The 20,429-nt window shown below is 69.5% G+C and carries 24 protein-coding genes; 11 read left to right on the top strand and 13 right to left on the bottom strand.

Going from position 1 to position 20,429, the window contains the following annotated elements; all coding sequences use genetic code 11:
- Positions 1-15 precede the first annotated feature (15 nt).
- Entirely contained in the window at positions 16-399 is a 384-nt protein-coding gene (locus DMC64_RS14790) for a hypothetical protein (protein ID WP_125733976.1), read from the top strand.
- Between the two features lies 1 nt (position 400).
- Here DMC64_RS14790 and DMC64_RS14785 read toward each other — a convergent pair whose 3' ends face one another.
- Positions 401-1,381, bottom strand: a complete 981-nt coding sequence (locus DMC64_RS14785) for a tyrosine-type recombinase/integrase (RefSeq protein ID WP_125733975.1) — start codon at positions 1,379-1,381, stop codon at positions 401-403.
- A 613-nt stretch (positions 1,382-1,994) separates the two neighbouring features.
- Here DMC64_RS14785 and DMC64_RS14780 point away from each other — a divergent pair.
- From DMC64_RS14780 to DMC64_RS14770, 3 genes are read left to right on the top strand one after another with little or no spacing between them, the layout of a single operon-like run.
- A complete protein-coding gene (locus tag DMC64_RS14780; protein ID WP_233629662.1) occupies positions 1,995-2,483 on the top strand; it encodes a DUF4303 domain-containing protein in 489 nt (162 codons plus the stop codon).
- A 43-nt stretch (positions 2,484-2,526) separates the two neighbouring features.
- On the top strand, positions 2,527-2,844 hold the full coding sequence (locus DMC64_RS14775) for a hypothetical protein (RefSeq protein WP_199754978.1): 318 nt from the start codon (positions 2,527-2,529) through the stop codon (positions 2,842-2,844).
- A 49-nt stretch (positions 2,845-2,893) separates the two neighbouring features.
- A complete protein-coding gene (locus DMC64_RS14770) occupies positions 2,894-3,733 on the top strand; it encodes a class I SAM-dependent methyltransferase (protein ID WP_125733972.1) in 840 nt (279 codons plus the stop codon).
- 1 nt (position 3,734) lies between these two features.
- Here DMC64_RS14770 and DMC64_RS14765 read toward each other — a convergent pair whose 3' ends face one another.
- From DMC64_RS14765 to DMC64_RS14750, 4 genes are read right to left on the bottom strand one after another with little or no spacing between them, the layout of a single operon-like run.
- The gene (locus DMC64_RS14765) at positions 3,735-4,376 is read right to left on the bottom strand and encodes a class I SAM-dependent methyltransferase (protein WP_125733971.1); all 642 of its coding nucleotides are present in this window, start codon (positions 4,374-4,376) and stop codon (positions 3,735-3,737) included.
- 10 nt (positions 4,377-4,386) lie between these two features.
- Complete coding sequence (locus DMC64_RS14760; protein ID WP_125733970.1) at positions 4,387-5,145, bottom strand: putative protein N(5)-glutamine methyltransferase; 759 nt, start codon at positions 5,143-5,145, stop codon at positions 4,387-4,389.
- Positions 5,142-5,909 (bottom strand): NAD(P)-binding domain-containing protein, encoded by a 768-nt coding sequence (locus DMC64_RS14755; protein ID WP_125733969.1) that lies wholly within the window; start codon positions 5,907-5,909, stop codon positions 5,142-5,144. The genes DMC64_RS14760 and DMC64_RS14755 overlap by 4 nt, the downstream gene beginning before the upstream one ends.
- A 2-nt stretch (positions 5,910-5,911) precedes the next feature.
- Positions 5,912-6,427 carry a DinB family protein gene (locus DMC64_RS14750; protein WP_037337975.1) on the bottom strand — a complete coding sequence of 172 codons (516 nt, stop codon included), beginning with the start codon at positions 6,425-6,427 and terminating at the stop codon, positions 5,912-5,914.
- 145 nt (positions 6,428-6,572) lie between these two features.
- Between DMC64_RS14750 and DMC64_RS14745 the strand changes: the two genes are divergently transcribed.
- From DMC64_RS14745 to DMC64_RS14725, 5 genes are all read left to right on the top strand, one after another.
- Positions 6,573-7,106, top strand: a complete 534-nt coding sequence (locus tag DMC64_RS14745) for an RNA polymerase sigma factor (protein WP_125733968.1) — start codon at positions 6,573-6,575, stop codon at positions 7,104-7,106.
- Positions 7,107-7,128: 22 nt separating this feature from the next.
- Positions 7,129-7,587: a peroxiredoxin gene (locus DMC64_RS14740; protein WP_125733966.1), complete on the top strand. Its 459-nt coding sequence runs from the start codon at positions 7,129-7,131 to the stop codon at positions 7,585-7,587.
- 32 nt (positions 7,588-7,619) lie between these two features.
- On the top strand, positions 7,620-8,225 hold the full coding sequence (locus DMC64_RS14735; protein ID WP_037337980.1) for a TetR/AcrR family transcriptional regulator: 606 nt from the start codon (positions 7,620-7,622) through the stop codon (positions 8,223-8,225).
- A complete protein-coding gene (locus DMC64_RS14730) occupies positions 8,209-9,828 on the top strand; it encodes an acyl-CoA dehydrogenase family protein (RefSeq protein ID WP_073843145.1) in 1,620 nt (539 codons plus the stop codon). The genes DMC64_RS14735 and DMC64_RS14730 overlap by 17 nt, the downstream gene beginning before the upstream one ends.
- Before the next feature lie 242 nt (positions 9,829-10,070).
- Entirely contained in the window at positions 10,071-10,502 is a 432-nt protein-coding gene (locus tag DMC64_RS14725; protein WP_125733965.1) for a hypothetical protein, read from the top strand.
- A 4-nt stretch (positions 10,503-10,506) separates the two neighbouring features.
- On the opposite strand, the gene DMC64_RS14720 is transcribed toward DMC64_RS14725, so the two are convergent.
- Positions 10,507-11,670, bottom strand: coding sequence for a 4-hydroxybenzoate 3-monooxygenase (locus DMC64_RS14720; protein ID WP_125733963.1), 1,164 nt, complete (start codon positions 11,668-11,670; stop codon positions 10,507-10,509).
- Positions 11,671-11,737: 67 nt separating this feature from the next.
- Here DMC64_RS14720 and DMC64_RS14715 point away from each other — a divergent pair, with 67 nt between their 5' ends.
- Positions 11,738-12,385, top strand: a complete 648-nt coding sequence (locus DMC64_RS14715; protein WP_125733962.1) for a DUF4865 family protein — start codon at positions 11,738-11,740, stop codon at positions 12,383-12,385.
- On the opposite strand, the gene DMC64_RS14710 is transcribed toward DMC64_RS14715, so the two are convergent.
- Both DMC64_RS14710 and DMC64_RS14705 read right to left on the bottom strand, forming a co-directional pair.
- On the bottom strand, positions 12,322-13,482 hold the full coding sequence (locus DMC64_RS14710; protein WP_125733960.1) for an SWIM zinc finger family protein: 1,161 nt from the start codon (positions 13,480-13,482) through the stop codon (positions 12,322-12,324). The genes DMC64_RS14715 and DMC64_RS14710 overlap by 64 nt on opposite strands.
- On the bottom strand, positions 13,479-16,196 hold the full coding sequence (locus DMC64_RS14705; protein WP_125733959.1) for a DEAD/DEAH box helicase: 2,718 nt from the start codon (positions 16,194-16,196) through the stop codon (positions 13,479-13,481). The genes DMC64_RS14710 and DMC64_RS14705 overlap by 4 nt, the downstream gene beginning before the upstream one ends.
- A gap of 68 nt (positions 16,197-16,264) precedes the next feature.
- Between DMC64_RS14705 and DMC64_RS14700 the strand changes: the two genes are divergently transcribed.
- Positions 16,265-17,059 (top strand): TetR/AcrR family transcriptional regulator C-terminal domain-containing protein, encoded by a 795-nt coding sequence (locus DMC64_RS14700; RefSeq protein WP_073843156.1) that lies wholly within the window; start codon positions 16,265-16,267, stop codon positions 17,057-17,059.
- On the opposite strand, the gene DMC64_RS14695 is transcribed toward DMC64_RS14700, so the two are convergent.
- From DMC64_RS14695 to DMC64_RS14675, 5 genes are read right to left on the bottom strand one after another with little or no spacing between them, the layout of a single operon-like run.
- Positions 17,016-17,270, bottom strand: coding sequence for a hypothetical protein (locus DMC64_RS14695; protein ID WP_125733958.1), 255 nt, complete (start codon positions 17,268-17,270; stop codon positions 17,016-17,018). The two genes, DMC64_RS14700 and DMC64_RS14695, sit on opposite strands and share 44 nt — an antisense overlap.
- Positions 17,267-17,803 carry a hypothetical protein gene (locus tag DMC64_RS14690; protein WP_125733957.1) on the bottom strand — a complete coding sequence of 179 codons (537 nt, stop codon included), beginning with the start codon at positions 17,801-17,803 and terminating at the stop codon, positions 17,267-17,269. Before DMC64_RS14690 ends, DMC64_RS14695 begins: the two co-directional genes overlap by 4 nt.
- Positions 17,787-19,187, bottom strand: coding sequence for a WXG100 family type VII secretion target (locus DMC64_RS14685; protein WP_125733956.1), 1,401 nt, complete (start codon positions 19,185-19,187; stop codon positions 17,787-17,789). Before DMC64_RS14685 ends, DMC64_RS14690 begins: the two co-directional genes overlap by 17 nt.
- Positions 19,184-19,471 (bottom strand): hypothetical protein, encoded by a 288-nt coding sequence (locus DMC64_RS14680; RefSeq protein ID WP_125733955.1) that lies wholly within the window; start codon positions 19,469-19,471, stop codon positions 19,184-19,186. The genes DMC64_RS14685 and DMC64_RS14680 overlap by 4 nt, the downstream gene beginning before the upstream one ends.
- A gap of 9 nt (positions 19,472-19,480) precedes the next feature.
- Entirely contained in the window at positions 19,481-20,419 is a 939-nt protein-coding gene (locus DMC64_RS14675; protein ID WP_125733954.1) for a hypothetical protein, read from the bottom strand.
- Positions 20,420-20,429: the final 10 nt, after the last annotated feature.

The raw sequence follows: 20,429 nt of genomic DNA, 5'->3' as shown, positions 1-20,429 counted from the left end.
GCTAGGGTCTGAACCGTGAGGGAAGTGGCCGAACACCCGAAGACGTCCGCCGAAGAGGTGTCCGAGCTACGCCGCGCAGGGGCACCCAAGCACTGCGGATGGTGCGGACGGCGCCTCGAACAGGGCGGCAACGTCGGCAGGCGCCGCCGTTACTGCGGGCAATCGTGCCGCCAGCGGGCTTACGAACGCCGGACCGCCCTCCAGCGCAGCGGCCTCCCCGAAGACGCCGTCGTCCTCTCCGACACCGAGATCGCCACCCTCCAAGACCGGCTCTTCCAGCTCCGATGCGCCGCGGAAGACGTCGTCACCGCGGCCGACGACGGCGCCTCCGTCACCGAACTCCGGAACCTGGCGGGCGAAATCGCCCAGGCAGCCAAGGACCTCGAACAACTCCGCTGACCTACACGATCCCGTCCAGAGCCCGGTACGTCCGGTTGCTCGCCGCCGCAGCCCGCTGCTCACGACCGGTCGCCTCGATGTAGTTCTGGCTGGTCGCCAGGCTCGCGTGCCCCAGCAGCGCCATGATCTCCGACGCCGTCGCGCCGTCTTCCGCCAGCCGGGTCGCGAAGGTGTGCCGCAACGCGTGGAGATTCGCCCCGACCGGCACCCGGTCGTGCAGGCCCGCCCACCGGTAGCAGGATTTGACCAGGTACTCCAGCGCCCCGCGGCCGATCGGCTCACCGGCCCGATCCCGGAGGAGGGGAGTGGAGGGCCCGAACCGCTGCTGCGGGAACCGTCGGCGGCAGGAGGCGAGGTACTCCTCGATGATCTTCTCCATGATCGGCTGCACCGGGATCGACCGGTCCCGGCTTCCCTTGCCATGGACGTGCAACCGCGTCTCGCCCTGACGGCCGACCAGCGACCGCGCCGTCAGCGCCCGCATCTCCGCGGCACGCAGCCCGGCGACCAGCCCGAGCGCGATCACCAGGACGTCCCGCTCCGGCCACGGATCCCGGGCCCGGCGCGCGCCGTCGACGGCGGCCGCGAGCAACTGCTCCGGGGTTTCCTCACCCCGCAAGGGTTTCGGCGTCAACGGAGGCGCTTTCGGCCGGGCGACGGCGCCCATCGGATTGCCCGCGAGCAGGCCGTCGGACACACAGAAGGTGAGGAACTGGTTCCAGGTCGACCACGCACGCAGCACCGAGCTCTTCGCGTGCGTGTCCGCGAAGGCACCGAAGGCGTTGCGGAGCGCCTGGGCGGTGAGCATCTCGACCATGAGGTCGTCAGGGGAGCGGTCCAGCTCGCGGAGCAGAAGAGCGGTGATACCGGCGAGGTCGCGGCGGTAGGCGTCGGTGGTGTGAGGAGAATCCTTACGGGGACGACGTGCGGCGAAAAAGGCTTGCTGTGCCTCGGAAACCCTCATGAACATCTTGTACCGCATGGCACCGACAGTCTTACACTGGGTTATATTCCGTTTCATGCATAATAGTGATTATGCATGAAACGGAGTGATGGGTCCGGAAATCCCTCGCGGGGGATCTCGGCCCTTCTGTCGCTCTCCGATGTGTCATGAAAGGGTCGTTCCTGACGTTTTTCGTCCTGAACGACCCTTTCATGACACATCGGGCCACCGGGGCGCTCTGGGGCTTGCAGGTGTCGCTGGCTAGATCGGCTCGGTGAGGTCTGCCTGCTACTGAGCGCCTCCATTGATCATCATCGGCCGAGACGTCCGGATCAATTCGTCACAGTGACGTATTGAGGCCGGGTGATTGGACATCGGTTCCTCGTCCTCTGGGGGTGTCCTGAGGCGTCCCGGGGTCTCGGGACACCGGCACCGCACGGAGAGGTGCAGGGAGGGACGTCGGCGCCGAGTGCAGCGAAGGGCGCTTTCGCTGCGTGACATGCGGTGAAGGACGCTTCCAGCCCACGTCAGGGCTCCTCTCGACCGCCGTTATCCAGGTCGGCCAAAGTGCCGATAATGTACATTATGTCAAGTAAGTGGCATGTGGTTCGATGCCCCGATGACTCCGACCGAAGCCGACCTCGCTGACGCCTTGACCGCGGCCACCCGTGCGGCCGTCACTGACCTGTTCCGCGACAACCCCGGCCACACCTTCTACTACGTCACGCTGACGACGCCTGGCGAAGCGTTCAGTCCGGCGCTGTCCGCGTGGTCGCACGAGGCGCTGGCTCAGCGGTCCGACGCCGACGTTGTCCGCTACTCCTATGCCGATTCGCCGTTTTCGATCTTGGGTGAGGAACACCTGAAGCCGGTCCGCGATCTGTTCGCTGCCCGGCCGGCGGTCTTCGACCTCGACGACGAAGCGTCCGACGCCGAGTTCGACCTTCGGCTGCGTGCGATGGAGACGGCACTGCGGAGGCTGTCCGATGAAGGACTCTTCGGTGCCGGCGAAGCTCGCACGGAAGTCCTTATTCTGGCCGAGGTCGTCCCTGAAGACGAGGACAACGTCGCCCGGGCTCGTCGGCTCAACCCGCCTGGGCCGGCGCTGGATGCCTGGCTGGCCTACTGGGGCGTCGGCTGATATACGACACAAGGTGTCGCGTATTGGGTGGAATGGTCCTGGCATGGAATCTCGACTCGCGGATTTCGGTGCGCCCGACTCTCCCACCGCTGACAAGGTCATGCACGCTCAGTTCGACACCGCGAAGGACGTGCCCCACTCCCCTGGCAACAACGTCGCGGTCTACCTCGGCGGCGACGGCGAACTTCGCGAATACTTCGAGAAGCTGTCCGTCGGCGGCACCGTGACGATGCCCCTGGAGAAACAGTTGTGGGGCGACGAAGCCGGCGCGCTGGTGGACCAGTTCGGGATTTCCTGGATGTTCAACATCACTCGGTCGGGCGCCGAGTGGGCTGCCAGGAATGTGGCGGCGTTCCGCTGACGGGTCGCGCTAGGGTCGTCTCCGGATACCGAATCTGGGGGTTGCCGAAATGTCCGAGAGCACCGCTGTGCGTGTCGATCCGTCCAACGAACGGATGCTGAAGGCGTGGGATGGTGACGACGGGTCGTTCTGGGCGAAGCGTGCGCAGCGGTTCAACGACGGTGTCGCCGCGTACCGGGATCTCTTCTTCGCCGCGGCTGATGTCCAGGTGACGGACCGGGTCCTCGATGTCGGCTGTGGTGCCGGGCAGACGACGCGGGACGCGGCCCGGCTGGCTGCCGAGGGTTCGGCGCTGGGTGTCGATCTCTCGAGTGAGATGCTCGGCGTCGCTCGTCGGCTGGCCGAGGAGGAGCGTGTCCTCAACGTCTCGTTCGAGCAGGCGGACGCGCAGGTCCATCCGTTCGCCGAGGCGCGGTTCGACGTGGTGATCAGCAGGCACGGCTCGATGTTCTTCGGTACTCCCCTGGCCGCGTTCGCCAATCTGGCCAGGGCGACCCGGCCGGGTGGTCGTCTGGTCCTGCTGACGTGGCAGCCGTTGCGGCTCAACGAATGGATCACCACTTTCCGGACGATCTTCGCGGCAGGGCGTGAGGTGCCGTCCGGGGATCTGGCGCTCAGCGATCCGGGAGAGATCGAGGACTTGCTGACCTCCGCCGGGTACGTCGACGTCGAGTGCACCGCGGTGAACAAGCCGATGTACTTCGGTGAGGACGTCGACGACGCGGCGGAGTTCATCGTCGAGCAGCATGGTGGGCGGTTGAGCGACCTGGATGACACCGCGCGGGAGGGTGCCATCCAGGCCTTGCGTGCGGATCTCGCCGAGCACCAGGCCGACCGGGGCGTTTTCTACGGTTCGGCGGCCTGGCTCGTCGAGGCGCGGCGTCCTTGAGCTACTGCTTGCGGGCGATCAGGTAGGCCTGTGGGGTGCTCTCGAATTCCTCGGACGGCTCACGCACGAGGGTGGAGAGCAGGCTGAAACCGGCCTCCCCCAGCTGTGCGGCGATCTTCTCGGGCACCAGCCGGTACGCGTCGCAGGAGATGTCGTGGCCGTACGCGTGCTCGATGTGGCGTACTTCGTCGCCGACCTGGAAGGCGAGCAGCAGGTGGCCGCCTGGGGCGAGGATCCGGTGGAAGTCGGCGAAGATCTCCGGCAGCCGCTCCCGCGGTGTGTGGATGATGGAGTACCAGGCGACGGCGCCGGCGAGTGAACCGTCCTCAAGGGACAGTCCGGGCATCTCGCCGAGCTGGAAGTCCAGATGTGGGTACCACTTCCGGGCGACGGCGAGCATTCCCGGCGAGAGGTCGATGCCGTGGATGTCGAGTCCGAGTTGGTGGAGGTACTCGGTGATGCGGCCGGTTCCGCAGCCGATTTCGGCGACGCGGCCGCCGCCGGCGGCCTGGACGAGCTCGGTGTACGCGCCGAGGACGGCGCGGTCCCAGGTGGATCCGGCGAGGTGGTCGCGGAGGAGTTCGGCGTAGTCGGCCGCGACCGTGTCGTAGGCGGTGCGGGTGGTTTGGAGGTAGTCGGTCACGGCGGCGACCCTAGCCCCGGGCACCGACAACAATCGTCGCGTACAGGTCTTCGTCGGTGATCACTTCGGGGGTCAAACCGTTGTGCGCCATGGCTTCCGCGGTGCTCGCGGCTTGGCTTTCGCCGGTTTCGATGAGCAGGTGCCCGCTTGGTGCGAGCCAGTGGAGGGCTTCGGCGGCGACGCGGCGGTGGACGTCGACGCCGTCGTGCCCGCCGTCGAGCGCGACGCGGGGTTCGTGGTCTCGTGCCTCAGGCGGCATCATCGCGATGGCGTCGGTGGGGACGTACGGGGCGTTGACGACCAGGATGTCGACGCGGCCTCGTAGCGACGTGGGAAGTGGCGCGTACAGGTCGCCTTCGAAGACCTCTCCCCCGGCTTGGGCGACGTTCTCGCGGGCGCAGCGGACGGCGGCGGGTTCGATGTCCGCCGCGTAGAGCCGGACGTCGCCGAGTTCGGCGGCGATGGCGGCACCGAGCGCGCCGGTTCCGCAGCAGAGGTCGAGTACCACCGCTCCTGGTCTGGCGAGGGTGACGGCGTGGCGGACGAGGAGTTCGGAGCGTTGCCGCGGCACGAAGACGCCGGGTTCGACGGCGATGCGGAGTCCGTGGAATTCGGCCCAGCCGAGGATGACTTCGAGTGGTTCGCCGTCGACGCGGCGTTGGACCATGGTGTCGAGTTCGGCCGGGGTGCGGGCTTCGGCGGTGAGGAGCCGGGCTTCGTCTTCGGCGAAGACGCACCCGGCCGCCCGCAGCCTGTCGATGATGGTCACTTGTCCCGCAGTCTGGTGAGGATTGCGTCGAGGGCCTCGCGGACGGTGTCGGGGACGCCATTGGTGCGCAGGTCGGTGAGGAACTGTTCGTTGAGCCCGCCGGGGGTCATGTGTTTGCCGGTGAGGGTCTCGAGGGAGCCGTTCTGTTCGGCGAGGGACTGGCCGAGCTGGCCGAAGATGTGGCTGGTGAAGGCGGTCGCCGTGGTGTCGTCGATGCCCTGGTCGGTCATCCAGGCGGCGATGGTGCCGAGGTAGTCGAGGTGGGCGGCGAAGGTGGCGGTGGCGCCGCTGAAGATGTCGAGGTCCTTCTCGGCGGCGGGGACGACGCTGCCGCCGATGCTGTCGAAGAGGGCTCGGGCTTCGGGGTTGTCGGGGTACATCGCGGTGAGGCTCTGGCGGCGTGCGGCGGGTGGCAGCGGGATGCTCCGGACGACTTCGCGGGCGGGGGCGGCCCAGTCGCGCAGCCGGTCGAGGGGGACGCCGGCGAGGGCGCTGATGAGGACGTGCTCGGGGCGGAAGGTGAGGTCGCGGAGGACCTCTTCGGCGATGGGCGGGCGGACGGCGAGGATGATCGTTGTGGCGCTGTCGACGACGGCTTGGTTGCTGTCGCGGACTTCGACGTTGGCGAAGCGGGCGGAGAGTTCTTGCCCGACGCTGCGGCTGCGAGGTGAGAGGAAGACTCGGGGCGGGTCGGTGACGTCCTTGCTGAGGCCTTCGACAATGGCGGCGGTGATCTCCCCCGCGCCGATGAATCCGTAGTCCATGGTCAGGCTCCCGTGTGGCCGTCGACGCGTTCGCGGATGAGGTCGGCGTGGCCGTTGTGGCGGGCGTATTCGCCGATCATGTGGACGTAGAGCATGCGGAGTGAGAACGGGTTCCCGCCGAGGTCGAAGGTGTCGTCGAGCGATCCTCCGGCGGCCGCCTCGTCGGCGAGCCGGATCTCTTCGAGGAGGATGTCGTAGGCCTCTTCGGCTTTGGTCGCGTCGAGGACTTCGAAGTCGTGGTCCTTGCCGAGGGCGGGGTCGTAGAGGGGTTCGATGTCCTGTGCGGCGTAGCGCAGGCGGAACCAGAAGCGTTCGACCTTGGCGAGGTGCCGGACGAGGCCGAGGAGGGTGAGGTTGGAGGGCGGGACCGATGCCGTGGCGAGCTGTTCCCCGGTGAGGCCGGCGAGTTTGTGGAGGAAGGTGCTGCGGTGCCAGGTCAGCAGGGAGGGCAGGAGGATCCGCTCGTCGGCGGCGGTGTCGCCGGACGGGCGGGTGACCTCGGGGGCGGTCCATGTCATAGCGGCGATCATGCCATCGGGTGACGTGGGATTCGTGGTGCACCGGCTGGGGTGAGCGGGGTCACGTGAGCGGGGCTGAATCCTTTCGTGGGGTTCGCGGCTCTTGTAAGGGCCGGGACAAGCCCGGCGCGGGAGGAGGTTCGTCGTGGAGGCCGATTGGCCGCGGGATTCGCTGATCGTGGCGGCGCAGGGCGGGGACGCGTCCGCCATCGCCGCCCTGGTCTCGGGTTCTCATCCGCATGTGCAGCGGTTCGCGCGGTCGCTGTGCGCTTCGCCGGAGGACGCGGAGGATTCGGCGCAGGAGGCGCTGATCATCCTGTACCGGAAGATCGGCTCGCTGCGGGCCACCGGTGCGCTGGCGTCGTGGATGTTCCGGATCGTGCGCAACGAATGTCTCCGGCGGGCGCGCCGGGCGTGGCGTGGTGACGATCTGGCGGATTCCGTGGTGATGGTGTCGGCCGAAGAGGACGCCTTGGATCGGCTGGAGGCGCAGCGGGTGGCCGAGGCGGTCGCCGGGTTGCCGTCCGATCAGCGTCGCGTCTTGATCATGCGTGACATCCAGGGTCATCCGGGCCGCGTGGTGGCCGACGCGCTCGGGCTGAGCCCGGCGGCGATGAAGTCCCGGCTGCATCGCGCGCGGGCGGCGGTCCGTGCCTCTCTCGACAACCCTGCTTCCTGATCTTCTGTTGAGGAGTTCTTCAATGCTGGAAATCGGTTCCACGGTCCCTGAGGTCGTTCTGGAGGACACGTCCGGGCAGGTCGTGCGGCTTTCGGAGTTCCGTGGCACGGGGAACGTGCTGATCTATTTCATGCGGTCGACCTCGTGCCCGGTGTGCAACGGCCATGTGAAGGATCTCGTGGGGCGCGCGGAGGAGCTGGCCGCCGCCGATGTGCGGGTGCTGGTCGCCGTCCCCGAGGAGCGGGCGGAGGCCAAGGCGTGGCGGGCGAAGCGCGGGGTGCCGTTCCGGGTGGTGACCGGTCGGGGCGGGACGCCGCACGAGGCCTTCGGGCTGGGGAAGAAGCTGCTGCAGCAGTCGGGCAGTGTGCTGTTCGACCGGGACGGGGTGGTCCGTCACGCGCATGCGGCGACCATGCCGACCAGTGCTTATGACAAGAAGGGCATCGCCAAGGCCGTTGAAGGGCTCGCCAAGGTGCGTTGACTGAAGGTGTGAATCGGTGCTTCACTTCTTGGGTGCCGTATCGACGTACACCGAAGGTCCAGGAGCGTCTGGACGCTCAGCGCGACGCCGTCCTCGCCGCCGCCATGGAGCAGTTGGCCGAGCGCGGGTATGCGGGGTGCTCGGTGTCGGCGGTCGCGGAACGGGCGGGAGTGGCGGTCGGCAGCGTGTACCGCCACTACCCCACCAAAGCCGCACTGGTCGTGGAGCTGTTCCGCAAGGTCGTCACGCGTGAGGTCGAGGCCGTGCGCGAGGTGTCGGAGCGGCCCGGTACGCCCGCGGAGCGGGTCGTGGCGGTCTTCGACACCTTCGCGAGCCGGGCGTTGAAGACGCCGCGGATGGCGTACGCGCTGCTGGCCGAGCCTGTCGACGCGCCGATCGAGGCCGAGCGGCTGGTGTTCCGGCGCGCGTTCCGTGACGTCGTGGCCCAGCACGTGGCCGACGGTGTCCGGTCCGGGGCCCTGCCCGCCCAGGACGCGGACGTCACCGCGGCGGCGCTCGTCGGCGCGGCCGCCGAGGTGCTGATCGGCCCGTTGACCACCGGCAGTGCGGACGAGGTGTCCGGGCTGCGCACTTTCGTCCTGCGTTCCTTGGGAGGTTCCGATGCCGGTCACTCATGAGGTCACCAATCAGGTCCCGCCGCTGGCGGAGTACGACGTCGCCGCCGATCCGGCCCTGCTGGAAGGGCTGGAGCGGGCGGGCGCGGGCTGGGCGGTGGCCGAGGTGCACGCTCTCGGCAGGCTCGCCGGGAGTGAGCAGGCGCAGGAGTGGGGCAGGCTGGTCAACGAGAACGAGCCGGTGCTGCGGACGCACGACCGGGTCGGGAACCGGATCGACGAGGTCGAGTTCCACCCGTACTGGCACGAGCTGATGGACGTCGCGGTGTCCTACGGGCTGCACGCGGCACCGTGGCGGGATCCCCGTCCGGGCGCGCACGCGGCGCGGGCGGCGAAGATGTACGTGTGGGGGCAGGTCGACGCGGGGCACACGTGCCCGATTTCGATGACGTACGCGGCGGTGCCGGCGCTGCGGTTCAATCCCGAGCTGTCCGCGCGGTACGAGCCGTTGCTGGCGGCGACGGAGTACGACTTCGGGTTGCGTGAGCCGAGTTCGAAGCGCGGCCTCATCGCCGGGATGTCGATGACGGAGAAGCAGGGCGGTTCCGACGTCCGGGCGAACACGACCACGGCGCGTCCGCTGGGTGACGGCAGCTATGTGATCGTCGGGCACAAGTGGTTCACCTCGGCGCCGATGTCGGACATGTTCCTGACGCTGGCCCAGGCGCCGGGCGGGCTGTCGTGTTTCCTGCTCCCCCGTGTCCTGCCGGACGGCTCGCGCAACGGGATCCGGTTGCAGCGACTGAAGGACAAGCTGGGCAACCGGTCCAACGCGTCGTCGGAGATCGAGTACGACGACGCGATCGGCTGGCTGATCGGCGAGGAGGGCCGCGGGGTGCGCACCATCATCGAGATGGTGAACAACACCCGGCTGGACTGCGCGGTCGGGAGTGCCGCGGGGATGCGGTACGGCGCGGTGCGAGCGATCCACCACGCGCGGCATCGTCGCGCGTTCGGGGCGAACCTGGTGGATCAGCCGCTGATGGGCAACGTGCTGGCGGATCTCGTCGTGGAGTCCGAGGCGGCGACGACGGTCGGGATGCGGCTGGCGTCGGCCACCGACCGGCCGGAGGACGAGCAGGAGCAGGCGTTCCGGCGGCTGGGGCTGGCGGTGACGAAGTACTGGGTGTGCAAGCGTGGTCCGTCGCACGCGGTCGAGGCGCTGGAATGCCTGGGCGGGAACGGGTACGTCGAGGAATCGGGGATGCCGCGGCTCTACCGCGAGGCTCCGCTGATGTCGATCTGGGAGGGTTCGGGCAACGTCGCGGCGCTGGACGCGCTGCGGGCGATGGCGAAGCAACCCGAGTCGGTGGCGGCGTATTTCACCGAGGTCGAGCAGGCGTCCGGTGCCGACGCCCGGCTGGACGACGCGGTGGGCAGGCTGCGCAAGGAACTGTCCGATCTGTCGGACATCGAGTACCGGGCGCGGCGGCTGGTCGAGTCGATGGCGCTGGTGCTGCAGGGTTCGCTGCTGGTGCGGCACGGGACGCCGGCGGTGGCCGACGCGTTCTGCGCGTCGCGGCTGGGCGGCGACTGGGGTGTCGCGTTCGGGACGCTTCCGTCCGGAGTGGACACGCGGGCGATCGTCTCCCGCGCGGAGGTCTGAGCGGAGGCGTCGTGCGCGATCGGCGATCACGCGTGATTGAACGGCGCACTCGCGTGATTGGAGACGGATCTCGCGTGATCAGGCGGCGAACACGGTCGGGACTCTCGGTGCCCGTATGACCACGTGCTGCGGCGGTCCGGTCGATTCACCCGGCCGGACCGCCGCCGAGCACTGCGAACAGCCGCAGGATTGCGGAATTCGGGTGCATGCAAGGGCTCTCGGGTCGGCTACGTTCCTCGGTCATGGTCGATCGCCGAAGATGCCTGGTCCTGGTTCCCGTGGCGCTGTTCGCCGCCGGTTGTGCGACGGCCGCGCCGACGCCGATCTTCGCGGCGGCGAGTTCGACGCCTTCCGCGGAGAGCGCGCCGATGCTGGGGGCCGCGGCCCCGTCCGGTGCGCCGTTCGTGGCGGCGGACGGACGGGACCTGAGGTCCTGCGCCGACGGTGAGTGCGAGGTGCTCGTCCGGACCGGGGACCAGATCCCCAACGACGGCGGCGCCGGACCGCTCTCGGTCGCGGTCCAGGCCGGGAAGGTGGGGCTCGCCCCGGCCTCGGGCGGGATGGGCGCCGCGGTGTCCGGTCCGCCGGGGATGGCCCATCAGATCAACCGGCAGGTGATCGTCGTCGTCGCGGTTCAAGGCGACGAAGGGATCGTCCGGCTCAGCCGGAAATAGCCGCTCAGGTCAAGCCGGCGACGAATTCGCTCAGCAGCCGGTTCGCCGTGGCGGAGTGGTACAGGCGGTCGAAGTCGGCGCGCGCCACCCGATGCCGGAACTCCCCTCGGTGGGACGGATCGCCGGCGTCGTGGACGGTGTCGGTGAACCAGGTCGCGAAGGCCTGGTAGTTCCACACTTCACGCAGACGGTCGTCGGAGTACGCATCGAGCGGACCTGTGTCGCCCTCTTTGTAGTAGCGGATCAGCGCGTCGGCGAAGGCGTCGGCGTCGTACAGCGCGAGGTTCATTCCCTTGGCGCTCATCGGCGGGACGATGTGCGCGGCGTCGCCGAGCAGGTGGAGCCTGCCGTGGCTCATCGGGCTGAGCACTTCGCCACGCAACGGCAGTAATTGTTTCTCCACGATCGGGCCCCTAGTGGCGAGCGGTTCACCGAAGCGCGTTTCGAGTTCGCTCCAGATCCGTTCGTCCGGCCAGTCTTCGGTGGTGTCCTCGAGCGGGCATTGGAGGTAGAACCGGCTCGCCCGCGGTCCCCGGGCGAACTGGGCCGCGAATCCGCGCCGGTGGATCGCCATCACGGTCTGGTGGGTGGCGGGTACGTCGGCGAGGACAACCAGCCACGCGTAGCCGTATTCGTGGGTGTGGCGGGTGATCCTGTCTTCGGGGATGGCGGCCCGCGACGCGCCGTGGTTGCCGTCGCATCCGGCGATGAAGTCCCCCTCGACGATCGACCCGTCGCCGAGCCGGACGCGTGGACATTCGCCGATGTCCTCCACGGAAACCTCGGTGTCGAACCGCAGGTCGCCACCGTCTTCCTCGAATGCGGTGATGAGGTTCCGGACGAGGACCTGTTGAGGGCAGAGCCGGCCTTCCCCGTGTTCTTCGACGGACAGCGTCAAAGGCCTCGGCTGTCCGTCGACGCGGAAGCCGAGGGTCGGCTTGATGGGAATCCCGCCGACCACGCGGTCTTCGATGCCTCGTTTTCGGAATACGCGCGTGGCACGGGTGTCGATGACCCCGGCGCGCTGCCGTCGCTCGACGTACTCGCGGCCGCGCCGTTCGAAGACGACACAAGGGATCCTCTCGCGCAGGAGGAAGTTGCCGAGCGCGAGTCCGGCCGCGCCCGCTCCGACGATCAGGACGGGTCTGTGCTCGTTTCCTGTTGTCATGCTTCAAGTTTCGGCAGCACCACGGTTTGAGGCGAAGACGATCTCTGTACCTACTAGTATGTACGGCATGCATGCGATGCAGTACGAGATCACCCTCCCCGCCGACTACGACATGGGCATCATCCGCGACCGCGTCGCCACCCGCGGGCATCTGCTCGACGACTTCGGCGGCCTGGGGCTGAAGGTCTACGGAATCCGTGAGCGCGGCGTCGACGGCTCGACGCTGAACCAGTACTCGCCGTTCTACCTGTGGCACGACGAAGCCGGGATGAACGCCTTCCTGTTCGGCGGACCGTTCAGCGGCATCGTCGAATCCTTCGGACGTCCCGCCGTGCAGCACTGGACCGTGCTCGGCTTCGAAGAAGGGCCCGCGTTCGGCTCATCCCCGGTCGCGGCGGGAAAGCACGTCGTGCGGATCCCCGACGAGACCGACCCGGTGGCCTTCCTCGGCGAAGCACTCGACGGGCTCCGCGAGCACCTGCGCCAGGACGGCGCGCATTCGGGCGCGCTGGCCGTCGACCCGCGAACCTGGCAGGTCGTCCGCTACAGCCTGTGGGCGGACGAGGCACCGGAATCGGACGAGGTCCGGTACCAGATCCTCCACCTGTCCTCGCCGCACCTGGATGAGCTGCGGCGAGGACGGCAGTGGGATCAGCCGAGCAACGCGGCGAACAACGCGCCGGGATCGGCTTCGGGCGGACCGGCGGGCCACTGATCCCGGTACGGGTACCAGAGCCCGTCCTTGCCCAGCCGCACCTGCACCCCTGTCCCGTGAACGGTGCAGTGGTTGCGTTCGACATCCAGGCCTTCGCCGGGATCGTCCACGACCTCGGCGAAGGCGGCCCGCGCCCGGCCCATCGCCTGCGACGGCGGCGTCCACACGGTCTCCAGGACGTCGAGACCGGCGCGGCCGCCGTGCCGCCACGCGAGCACCGCGCGGTCGAAGTCCTCACCGTGCTCGGCCGGGCGCAGCCTGTCCACGGTCTCCGGGTGAGTGGCGGCGAGGCGGACGGCGTCCTGCTTGCGAGTGAGCTTCGGCTGAGACGCCAGCAGCGCACCGGCCATCTGTCCCGCGTTGTCGACCAGCAGGGCGAAGGCCTCGGCCGGGATCTCGGGCGCCCCGGGCACGGTCGGGCCTCCGGTGGGCGCGAACGCGGCGAGATCCGGCAACGGGCCGGGCTCGTCGGCATACGCCCGCTCGGCGTCGATGCCGTCGTCACCGGTGCGCACGAACCGGGGCGCGTTGCGCCGCTGCAGCTCGTCGAGCAGCTCCCGCTCCCCCTTGCCACGCATCAGCAACAACACGAACGGGTCGGCGTCGAGCAGCCACGACGCCTGGAACGACAAGGCCGCGGCATGGCGGCACGGCAGCTCCCAGCCGGGGCAGTCGCAATCCGGATCGAGGTCACCGATCCCGGGCAGCAGATGCACCCCGGCGTCGTCGGCGGCCTCGACGAGGTCGTGCGGCATGTCCCGGTCCAGCAACGCGGCGAGATGCCCGGCACGCGAGGCGACCCGGTCGAGGAAGCGGTCCCACTCGTCGCCGGTCAGCTCCGCGAGCCGGACCTCGGTGCGGTGCTGACCCTCCTGATCGTCGACCACCGCGGCGATCCGCCCCGGGCTGACCGTGATCGGACCGACCCGGCCCGCCGCGGCGTACTTGCGGCCCTGTTTGAGCTGCCGCAGATCCAGCGCGGTGTCCTCCATCGCGCTGATCCACGCACGACCCCACCACGAGCGGGCGAACTGGCCGCGTCCACCCTGGGCGCCGAAAGCGGGGAAACCGCGGACGCGATCTTCAGGCGTGCTCATCGGCGGCTCCTCAACTCGACCAGATCGGCCAGCTCCTCGTCGGTCAGTTCGGTCAGGGCGGCCTCGCCGCCGGCGAGCACGGCGTCGGCGAGCGCGCGCTTCTCCCGCAGCATCGCCGCGATCCGGTCCTCGACGGTGCCCTCGGCGATGAGCCGGTGCACCTGCACCGGCCTGGTCTGCCCGATCCGGTACGCGCGGTCGGTCGCCTGGTCCTCCACCGCGGGGTTCCACCAGCGGTCGTAATGCACGACGTGATCGGCGCGCGTCAGGTTGAGCCCGGTCCCCGCCGCCTTGAGCGACAACAGGAACACCGGCACCTCACCGGCCTGGAACCGGCGCACGAGATCCTCGCGTTTGGGCACCGGGGTGCCACCGTGCAGCAGTTGCGTGCCGATCCCGCGCTGCGCGAGATGACGTTCCAGCAGCCGTGCCATGGCGACGTACTGCGTGAACACCAGCACCGCGCCGTCCTCGGCGAGGATCGTGCCCAGCAGTTCGTCGAGCAGCTCGAGCTTGCCCGACCGGCCGTCCAGCACCGCGTCCGACGGCTCCTTGAGGTACTGCGCGGGATGGTTGCAGATCTGCTTGAGCCCGGTGAGGAGCTTGACGATCCGGCCGCGGCGCGCGATGCCCTCGCTCCCGGCGATCTCGGCCATCAGCTCGCGCACCGTCGCCTCGTACAACGCCGCCTGCTCGGCCGTGAGCGTCACCGGCCGGTCGGTCTCGGTCTTCGCGGGCAGCTCCGGCGCGATCCCCGGATCGGATTTGCGTCGGCGCAGCAGGAAGGGGCGGACGAGCCGCGACAGGCGCTCCGCCGCTTCCGGGTCCTTGCCGGACTCGACCGGTTTCGCCCATACCCGCCGGAAATCGGCCATGGAGCCGAGTAGGCCCGGTGTCGTCCAGTCGAGGATCGCCCACAGCTCGGCGAGGTTGTTCTCCACCGGGGTGCCCGTGAGCGCCACCCGCGCCGACGACGTCAGCGTCCGCAACGCCTTCGCCGTGCCGGAGCGGTGGTTCTTGACGTGCTGGGCCTCGTCGGCGACCAGCAGTCCCCAGTGGACGGACCCCAGCGGCTCCGGATCCACCCGCAACGTGCCGTACGTCGTGAGCACGAAGCCGTCGCCGAGGTCGTCGAGTGAGCGTTCGGTGCCGTGGAACCGTCGCACCGGGACGCCGGGAGCGAACTTGGTGATCTCGCGTTCCCAGTTCCCCAGCAGCGAGGCCGGGCAGACGACCAGCGTCGGACCGTCCGCGCGATGCAGATGCAGCGAGATCAGCGTGATCGTCTTGCCGAGACCCATGTCGTCGGCGAGACAGCCGCCGAGCCCGATCGAGGTCATGGCGGTCAGCCACTGCAGGCCGCGCATCTGGTAGTCGCGCAAGGTCGCGGCCAGGCCTCGCGGCGGCGCCTGCGGTTCCGGCGGAGCGAGCAGCCGCTCCCGTAACGCGGCGAGCCAGCCGTCGGTGAGGACGTCGACGCGTTCACCGTCGATCTCGGTGGTCCCGCTCAAGGCGGCACCGAGCGCGTCGATCGGCGTGAGCGGCTTCAGCGCGCGATCCCGCGCCTTCGCCGCGAGAGCCGGGTCGACGAGCACCCACTGATCGCGCAGGCGCACGACCGGACGGTGTGCCTCGGCCAGCGCGTCCATCTCGGCCGCGGTCAGCGGTGCACCGCCGAGGGCCAGCTGCCAGTCGAACTGCAGCAGCGTGCCGCCGGCGAAGAACGACGGAAGATCGGCGGGCGGCGCGTCACCGCCGCCGACGACGGCCTTCGCGCTCAGGTCGCGGGCGAGATCGGCGGGCCAGTGCACGTCGATACCCGCCGTGGCCAGCAGCGGCGCCGCGGTGGTGAGCAGTTCGGTGATGTCGGAGTCGCCGAGCCCGACCTCGTCGGGGACCGCCGCGCCGAGCAGGGGTTCCAGCGGCGGCCACACCTGCGCGGCCCGGCGCAGCGCCAGCATCACGTCGATCCGCGCCCTCGGACCGAACCGGTCGTCACCCGCCCAGAGCGCGGCGGCGTCGGCCAGGACACCGGGGTCGGCCAGGCTGTGCACCTGGACGACCCCGCTGAACCGGCCGATCGTGAAGTCGTCTCCCGGCGCTTCGATCCGTATCGAGACCCGGACGCCGGAATCCAGCCCGGCCGCGACCTCGGCCGCCCAGTCCCGCAACTGCGGAACACGATGCGAGGGCGCGGCGGCGAACGCCTTCACCCCTGCAGCCTGCGCGGCGGCGGGCGTGCGCGGAAGGGTGTCGGCAACGGCGTCGAGGAACGCGCGCAGCAACGGATACCGCGCCGGCAGAAGGTTTCCCTCGCCCGGGATCGCCCGCGCTCGCGCAGGCATCGCTTCAGACAGCTCGCGCAGCCAAGCGGCGTCGGCCGGTTCCAGCGGGCCAGCGCGCCAGGCGTCCACATCGGACTCCGTGAGCCCGGGAAGCAGCCTGCCCGCCTCGGCGAGTTTCAACGCCGCCGTGGCGGCCGTGCTCCAGAAACGCGCGGAGTCGTCGTCGCTCTCATTCAGACGCAGCAGCACCGGAAGCGCCTCGGCCATCGGCAGCCGGACGCACGGCACCGTGGTGATCTCGGGGAGAGCGACCGTCACCTCCCCGGTCCCCGGCGTGTTCCCCTCGGCGTTCCAGAAGACGAATCCGCTGGTCCGAGGGGGATTTTTCGGTTCGAAAGCGACACTGCCGAAGCCGTCGTGAGACGCCACTCAACCCCAATCTCTGTACGGTGTACAGTTCAGGATAACACAACTCTGTACACCGTAGAGAGAACGTGATGACGGACGCGGACCACACCGGGGCGGGCGACCCACGGCGGACCATCGAACTGCTCTGGGGCGTGCGCGAGAAACCCCGCCGCGGCCCCAAACCGAAGCTCACCGTCGACGAGATCGTCACCGCCGCGATCGAGATCGCCGACACCGAGGGCATCACCTCGCTGTCGGTGCGCCGGGGCGCGGAAAAGCTTGGTGTCTCCCCTATGACGATCTACACCTACATCCACAGCCGCGCCGAGCTGCTCGACCTGATGATGGACCGGGTCCACGGTGAACTGACCGATCCCCCGGCCAGTCACGACTGGCGGGTCACGATGACGATCCTCGCCGAGGACGCCTGGGAGATGTACCACCGGCATCCCTGGATGCTCCAGCTCACCACCGGCCGTCTCCCGCTCGGCCCGCACACCTTCGCGAAGCACGAACGCGAACTGAAGGCCGTCGACGCGATCGGGCTCACCGACCTGGAGATGGACGCCGTCGTGGCGATGGTCAACGGCTTCGTCCAGGGCATCGCACGCGGTTCGGTGGAATCGGCGAGTCTCGTGCGGCGCTCCGGCCTGACGGACATGGAGTGGTGGACGGCCAGCGCGCCCGTCCTCGCGGAGATCCCCGAAGCCGATGCCGGCCTCTTCCCGCTGGCGGCGCGCATCGGGCAGGCCGCCGGGGAAACTCACGGTGCGGCGAGCGCGCCGCTGCACACCTTCCGGTTCGGGCTGGCGCGGATCCTGGACGGGGTCGAGCAGCTGGTCACCGGTGGTTCCGGTACGTCGGGGACCGAACTTCCCTCCTGAGCATCCAGCGGTAGAGCAGCCACAGCGCCAGCGCGACCGGCGTCAGGACCGCGCCGAACAGGATTCCCGCGAACATCCCGTACCCATGCGGATCCGACGACAGTCCGGTCGCGCTGAGCACCGCGCTGCCGACGAGCAGCACGATCACCGCCACGACAACGACGAACGCGCCGAGCACGACGCGCCGCACCACCGTCCGCGAGCCCGTCATGCCGGATCGGGAGTGCAGAGGGTCAGGAACGACTTCCGGTTCTCGCGCTGCACCGCCGCCGCGTCCATCCAGCCGCTCCGGCCGAACAGGTAGCTCCCGGCCGGGTGCCCGGCCGACTCGCGCAGCACCTGGGCGAGGTCGGCCTTGGCGCCGAACGCTTTCGGGCCGTCGACGGCGATGTTGACCGAGCCCGCCTTCGTCCAGTCGTACGCCGACGGCAACGGTGTCCTGACCTGGAGACCACCGGCGTCCGAAGAGGAACCACCCAGCAGGTCCAGCCGCTCGACCCGCACACCCGGCCGCGGCGCGGCCCACAGCTGCTCCGTGCTGTTCCGCGTACCGGAGTCGAACGTCAGCCGCAGACCGGTGACGCCCTCGCACGGGGTACCCGTCCACAGTTTCAAGACGCCGCCGTCGACGCGGAACCCGGCCTCCGGCGGCAGCGACGGCGCGAACTGCGCCTTGGTGTCGCACGCCGCGGTCACCGCCACCACGAGCAAGGCGGCGCAGACCCGTCTAGTGATATCCGCCATCGGTGAGTCCCGCGTCTTCCTCGGTTTCGTTGCCTCCGGTGACCTTCTCCCACGCGTAGGAGGCGAGGAAGCCGGCATAGCCTTCGCGAGCCCATTGCTGGGAATGGCGCTCCTCGTGGTGCAGCAACCGATCCAGGTCGAGCGAGCCCTGGGACGCGCCGTTGTCGTCCTCGTACCAGGCGTGCCCCGACTTCACCACCTCCCGCAGCTGCTGCGCCGGATCCTTCGCGTCGTCGATGTTCAGCATGAACGTGTCGCCCCAGGCGGTCCCGCCCTGCTGGCTGAACTGGTCCTGGATGAAGTTCCCGCCCAGACCCATCATCATGCCGTTCGGGGTGGTCACCAGCCGACCGCCGTTGCCGTGCACGAAACCCACGTCGTCGTCGTAGCTCCAGGAGTTCTCCCGCTGCCGGTCGGTGATCCGCCGCAGCTCCTCGGATCCGTACGGCGTCGGCGCGAAGTCGGTCTTCTCGCCTCCGGCGCCGTAGTCGGTACCCGCGTTGAGAATGTAGGTCATCCGCACCGCCTTGGCGGCGTCGTCCCCGCTGACGTCGGTCGGCATCAGGAAGTACGACTTGTAGGTCCCGTCGCCGTCCTCGTCCTCGCGGATCTCCTCCATCCCGTCGAGGACCTTGAAGTCCTCCGGCGTGATGTCGTGGTCGTCGGCGATCTTCATGATGGTGTCGATCGATACGCCCCGTCGGACGGCGTTCTCGAGCCACTGCCGGTAATGGCCGGACGCGGGTGGCCCGCTCAGCAGCCCGGCGTCGCGCAGCGCCTGCTCCATCTCGACCACACCGGCGTCGATCTGCCCGGCTTTCTTGGCGCCCGCCAGGTCGGTCGCCTCGTGGTCGCTGATCTGGCCGTCCTGCACGAGCCGCATCACCCGGGCGAGGGCGGCGTCGATGCTGTTCGCCGTCGTGAGGATCGCCTTGGATTCCTGCTCCAGCTGCTTCCGGATGGTCTCGCGGTGCCGCTGGGACTCGGCGCGCTCCTCGGCTTCGAAGCGTGACTTCGGCGGCGGGTCGGCGGGTTTGCCGTCCACGATCGTGCCGTCGGCGGTGACGCTGAACTGGTAGGTGCCGGCGAGGGAATCGTTGTTGGCGACCCTGGTCTTCAGCGCGGACACGTCGTCCGACGCGTTCTGCAGGGCACGTTCGACGGCGGACAGTTCCGCGATCAGGATCTCGGCCTTGTTCCGGGTGTCGCCCAGCGAATCGCGGGCGCGCTCGCCCGCCGGGCCACGCCAGTCGGGCAGTTTCCTGGCGTCGTCGAGTTCGTCCTGCAGCCCGATGAGTTTGTCCCGGCGGCCACCCAGGTTGGTGGCCGCCGTGTGGAGTGCCTCGGCGTCCCATTCGCGGACGTCGCCGTAGCCGACCGTCATCGTCCGAACGCCTCCTCCGCGGAGTTCTCGTTTTCGGAGTACGCCTTGGCGGCCTTGGTGATCGACTCGCTCCAGCGGTCGATCTCGCCGGCCCACCCTTTCGCGCGCTCGGTGCACGTCGACGCCAGCGTGGGCGCGCTCTTCGCGGCCTCCCCGCCCGGCAACGCCGTCGCGATCGCACCCAAGCCGGTGCCCGGTTCCACGGCTCTGGCCTGGTCAGCCGCGGAACCCGCCGCCTTGGCCGCGGCCCGCAGCTGACCGATCTCGACCTCGTATCCGCTCACAGCGGGACCTTACGTCAGCTCGGAACGCTCCACAGCCGATTCGCGCGAAGGGGTGGCAAGCCGCCGGACGACGTCGTCGTACCGCGCCTGATCGGCGGCCGCGCGGGCGTGTGCCCGCTCCAGCTCCTCGGCGAGAGCCGTCGCCCGGGCTTCGGCGAGGCTCCTGGCCGTGTGTTCTTCCGCGAGCGACGCCCGAAGCCCTGCCGAGTCCTTTTCGGACACCGCCGCGCGCGTCTTGGCCTCGTCGAGCCGCTCCTGCAGCGCCACGCGTTCCGCGGCCGCCCTGGCCAATGCCGTGTCGCGCTCGGCCAGCTCCGTGGTCAGCCGGGTCTTCTCCTCACGCAGCGTCCGGAGCTCCGCGACCAGCTCGTCACGGGCACGTTCCGCCGCGACGGTCGCGGCCTCCGCGGCACCGCGGGCTCGTTCGTGGGCGGCGACCTCGGCCCACGAACGCTGCCGGGTCTCCTCCGCGTCCTTCAAGGCCTGTTCGGCGGCACGTTCCGCCTTGACCTTCGCCGCCTTGTCGTCGCGGGACGCGGCCACCGCGGTCGCGCGCGCCGTGTCGGCCTTCGCCGCCGCCTGCTGTGCGTCCTCGGCCTCGCGCCGGGCCGTCGCCGCGTCGGTCTCCGCTTCGGTCACCCGGCCCAGGGCCGCCTTTCCGGCGTCGTCGAACCGCGCACGCATCGCGTCCAGCAGTTCCACGAGCGACGCCGCCGCCGGCGTGAACTCGTCGGCGATCCGGCGGACCTCCAGCAGCGGATCGGCCACGCTCGCCACCGCGGCCGCCCGCCGGGCACGCGAGGCGGCGTCGGCGTGGGCCTTGCCGCAATAGGCCGAGGGACGGCCACCCTTACGTTTGCCGTCGGCGTCCACCGCGGGCGGGGGCAAAGGATTCTCGCAGCCTTCCAGCGCGCACAGGCGGACCTCGTCGGCGTCCGTATCGATCACCGCAGCAGGG

The sequence above is a fragment of the Amycolatopsis sp. WAC 04197 genome, from assembly GCF_003947475.1.
Classification (GTDB): domain Bacteria; phylum Actinomycetota; class Actinomycetes; order Mycobacteriales; family Pseudonocardiaceae; genus Amycolatopsis; species Amycolatopsis japonica.
This window is presented reverse-complemented; position numbering and strand designations above follow the sequence as displayed.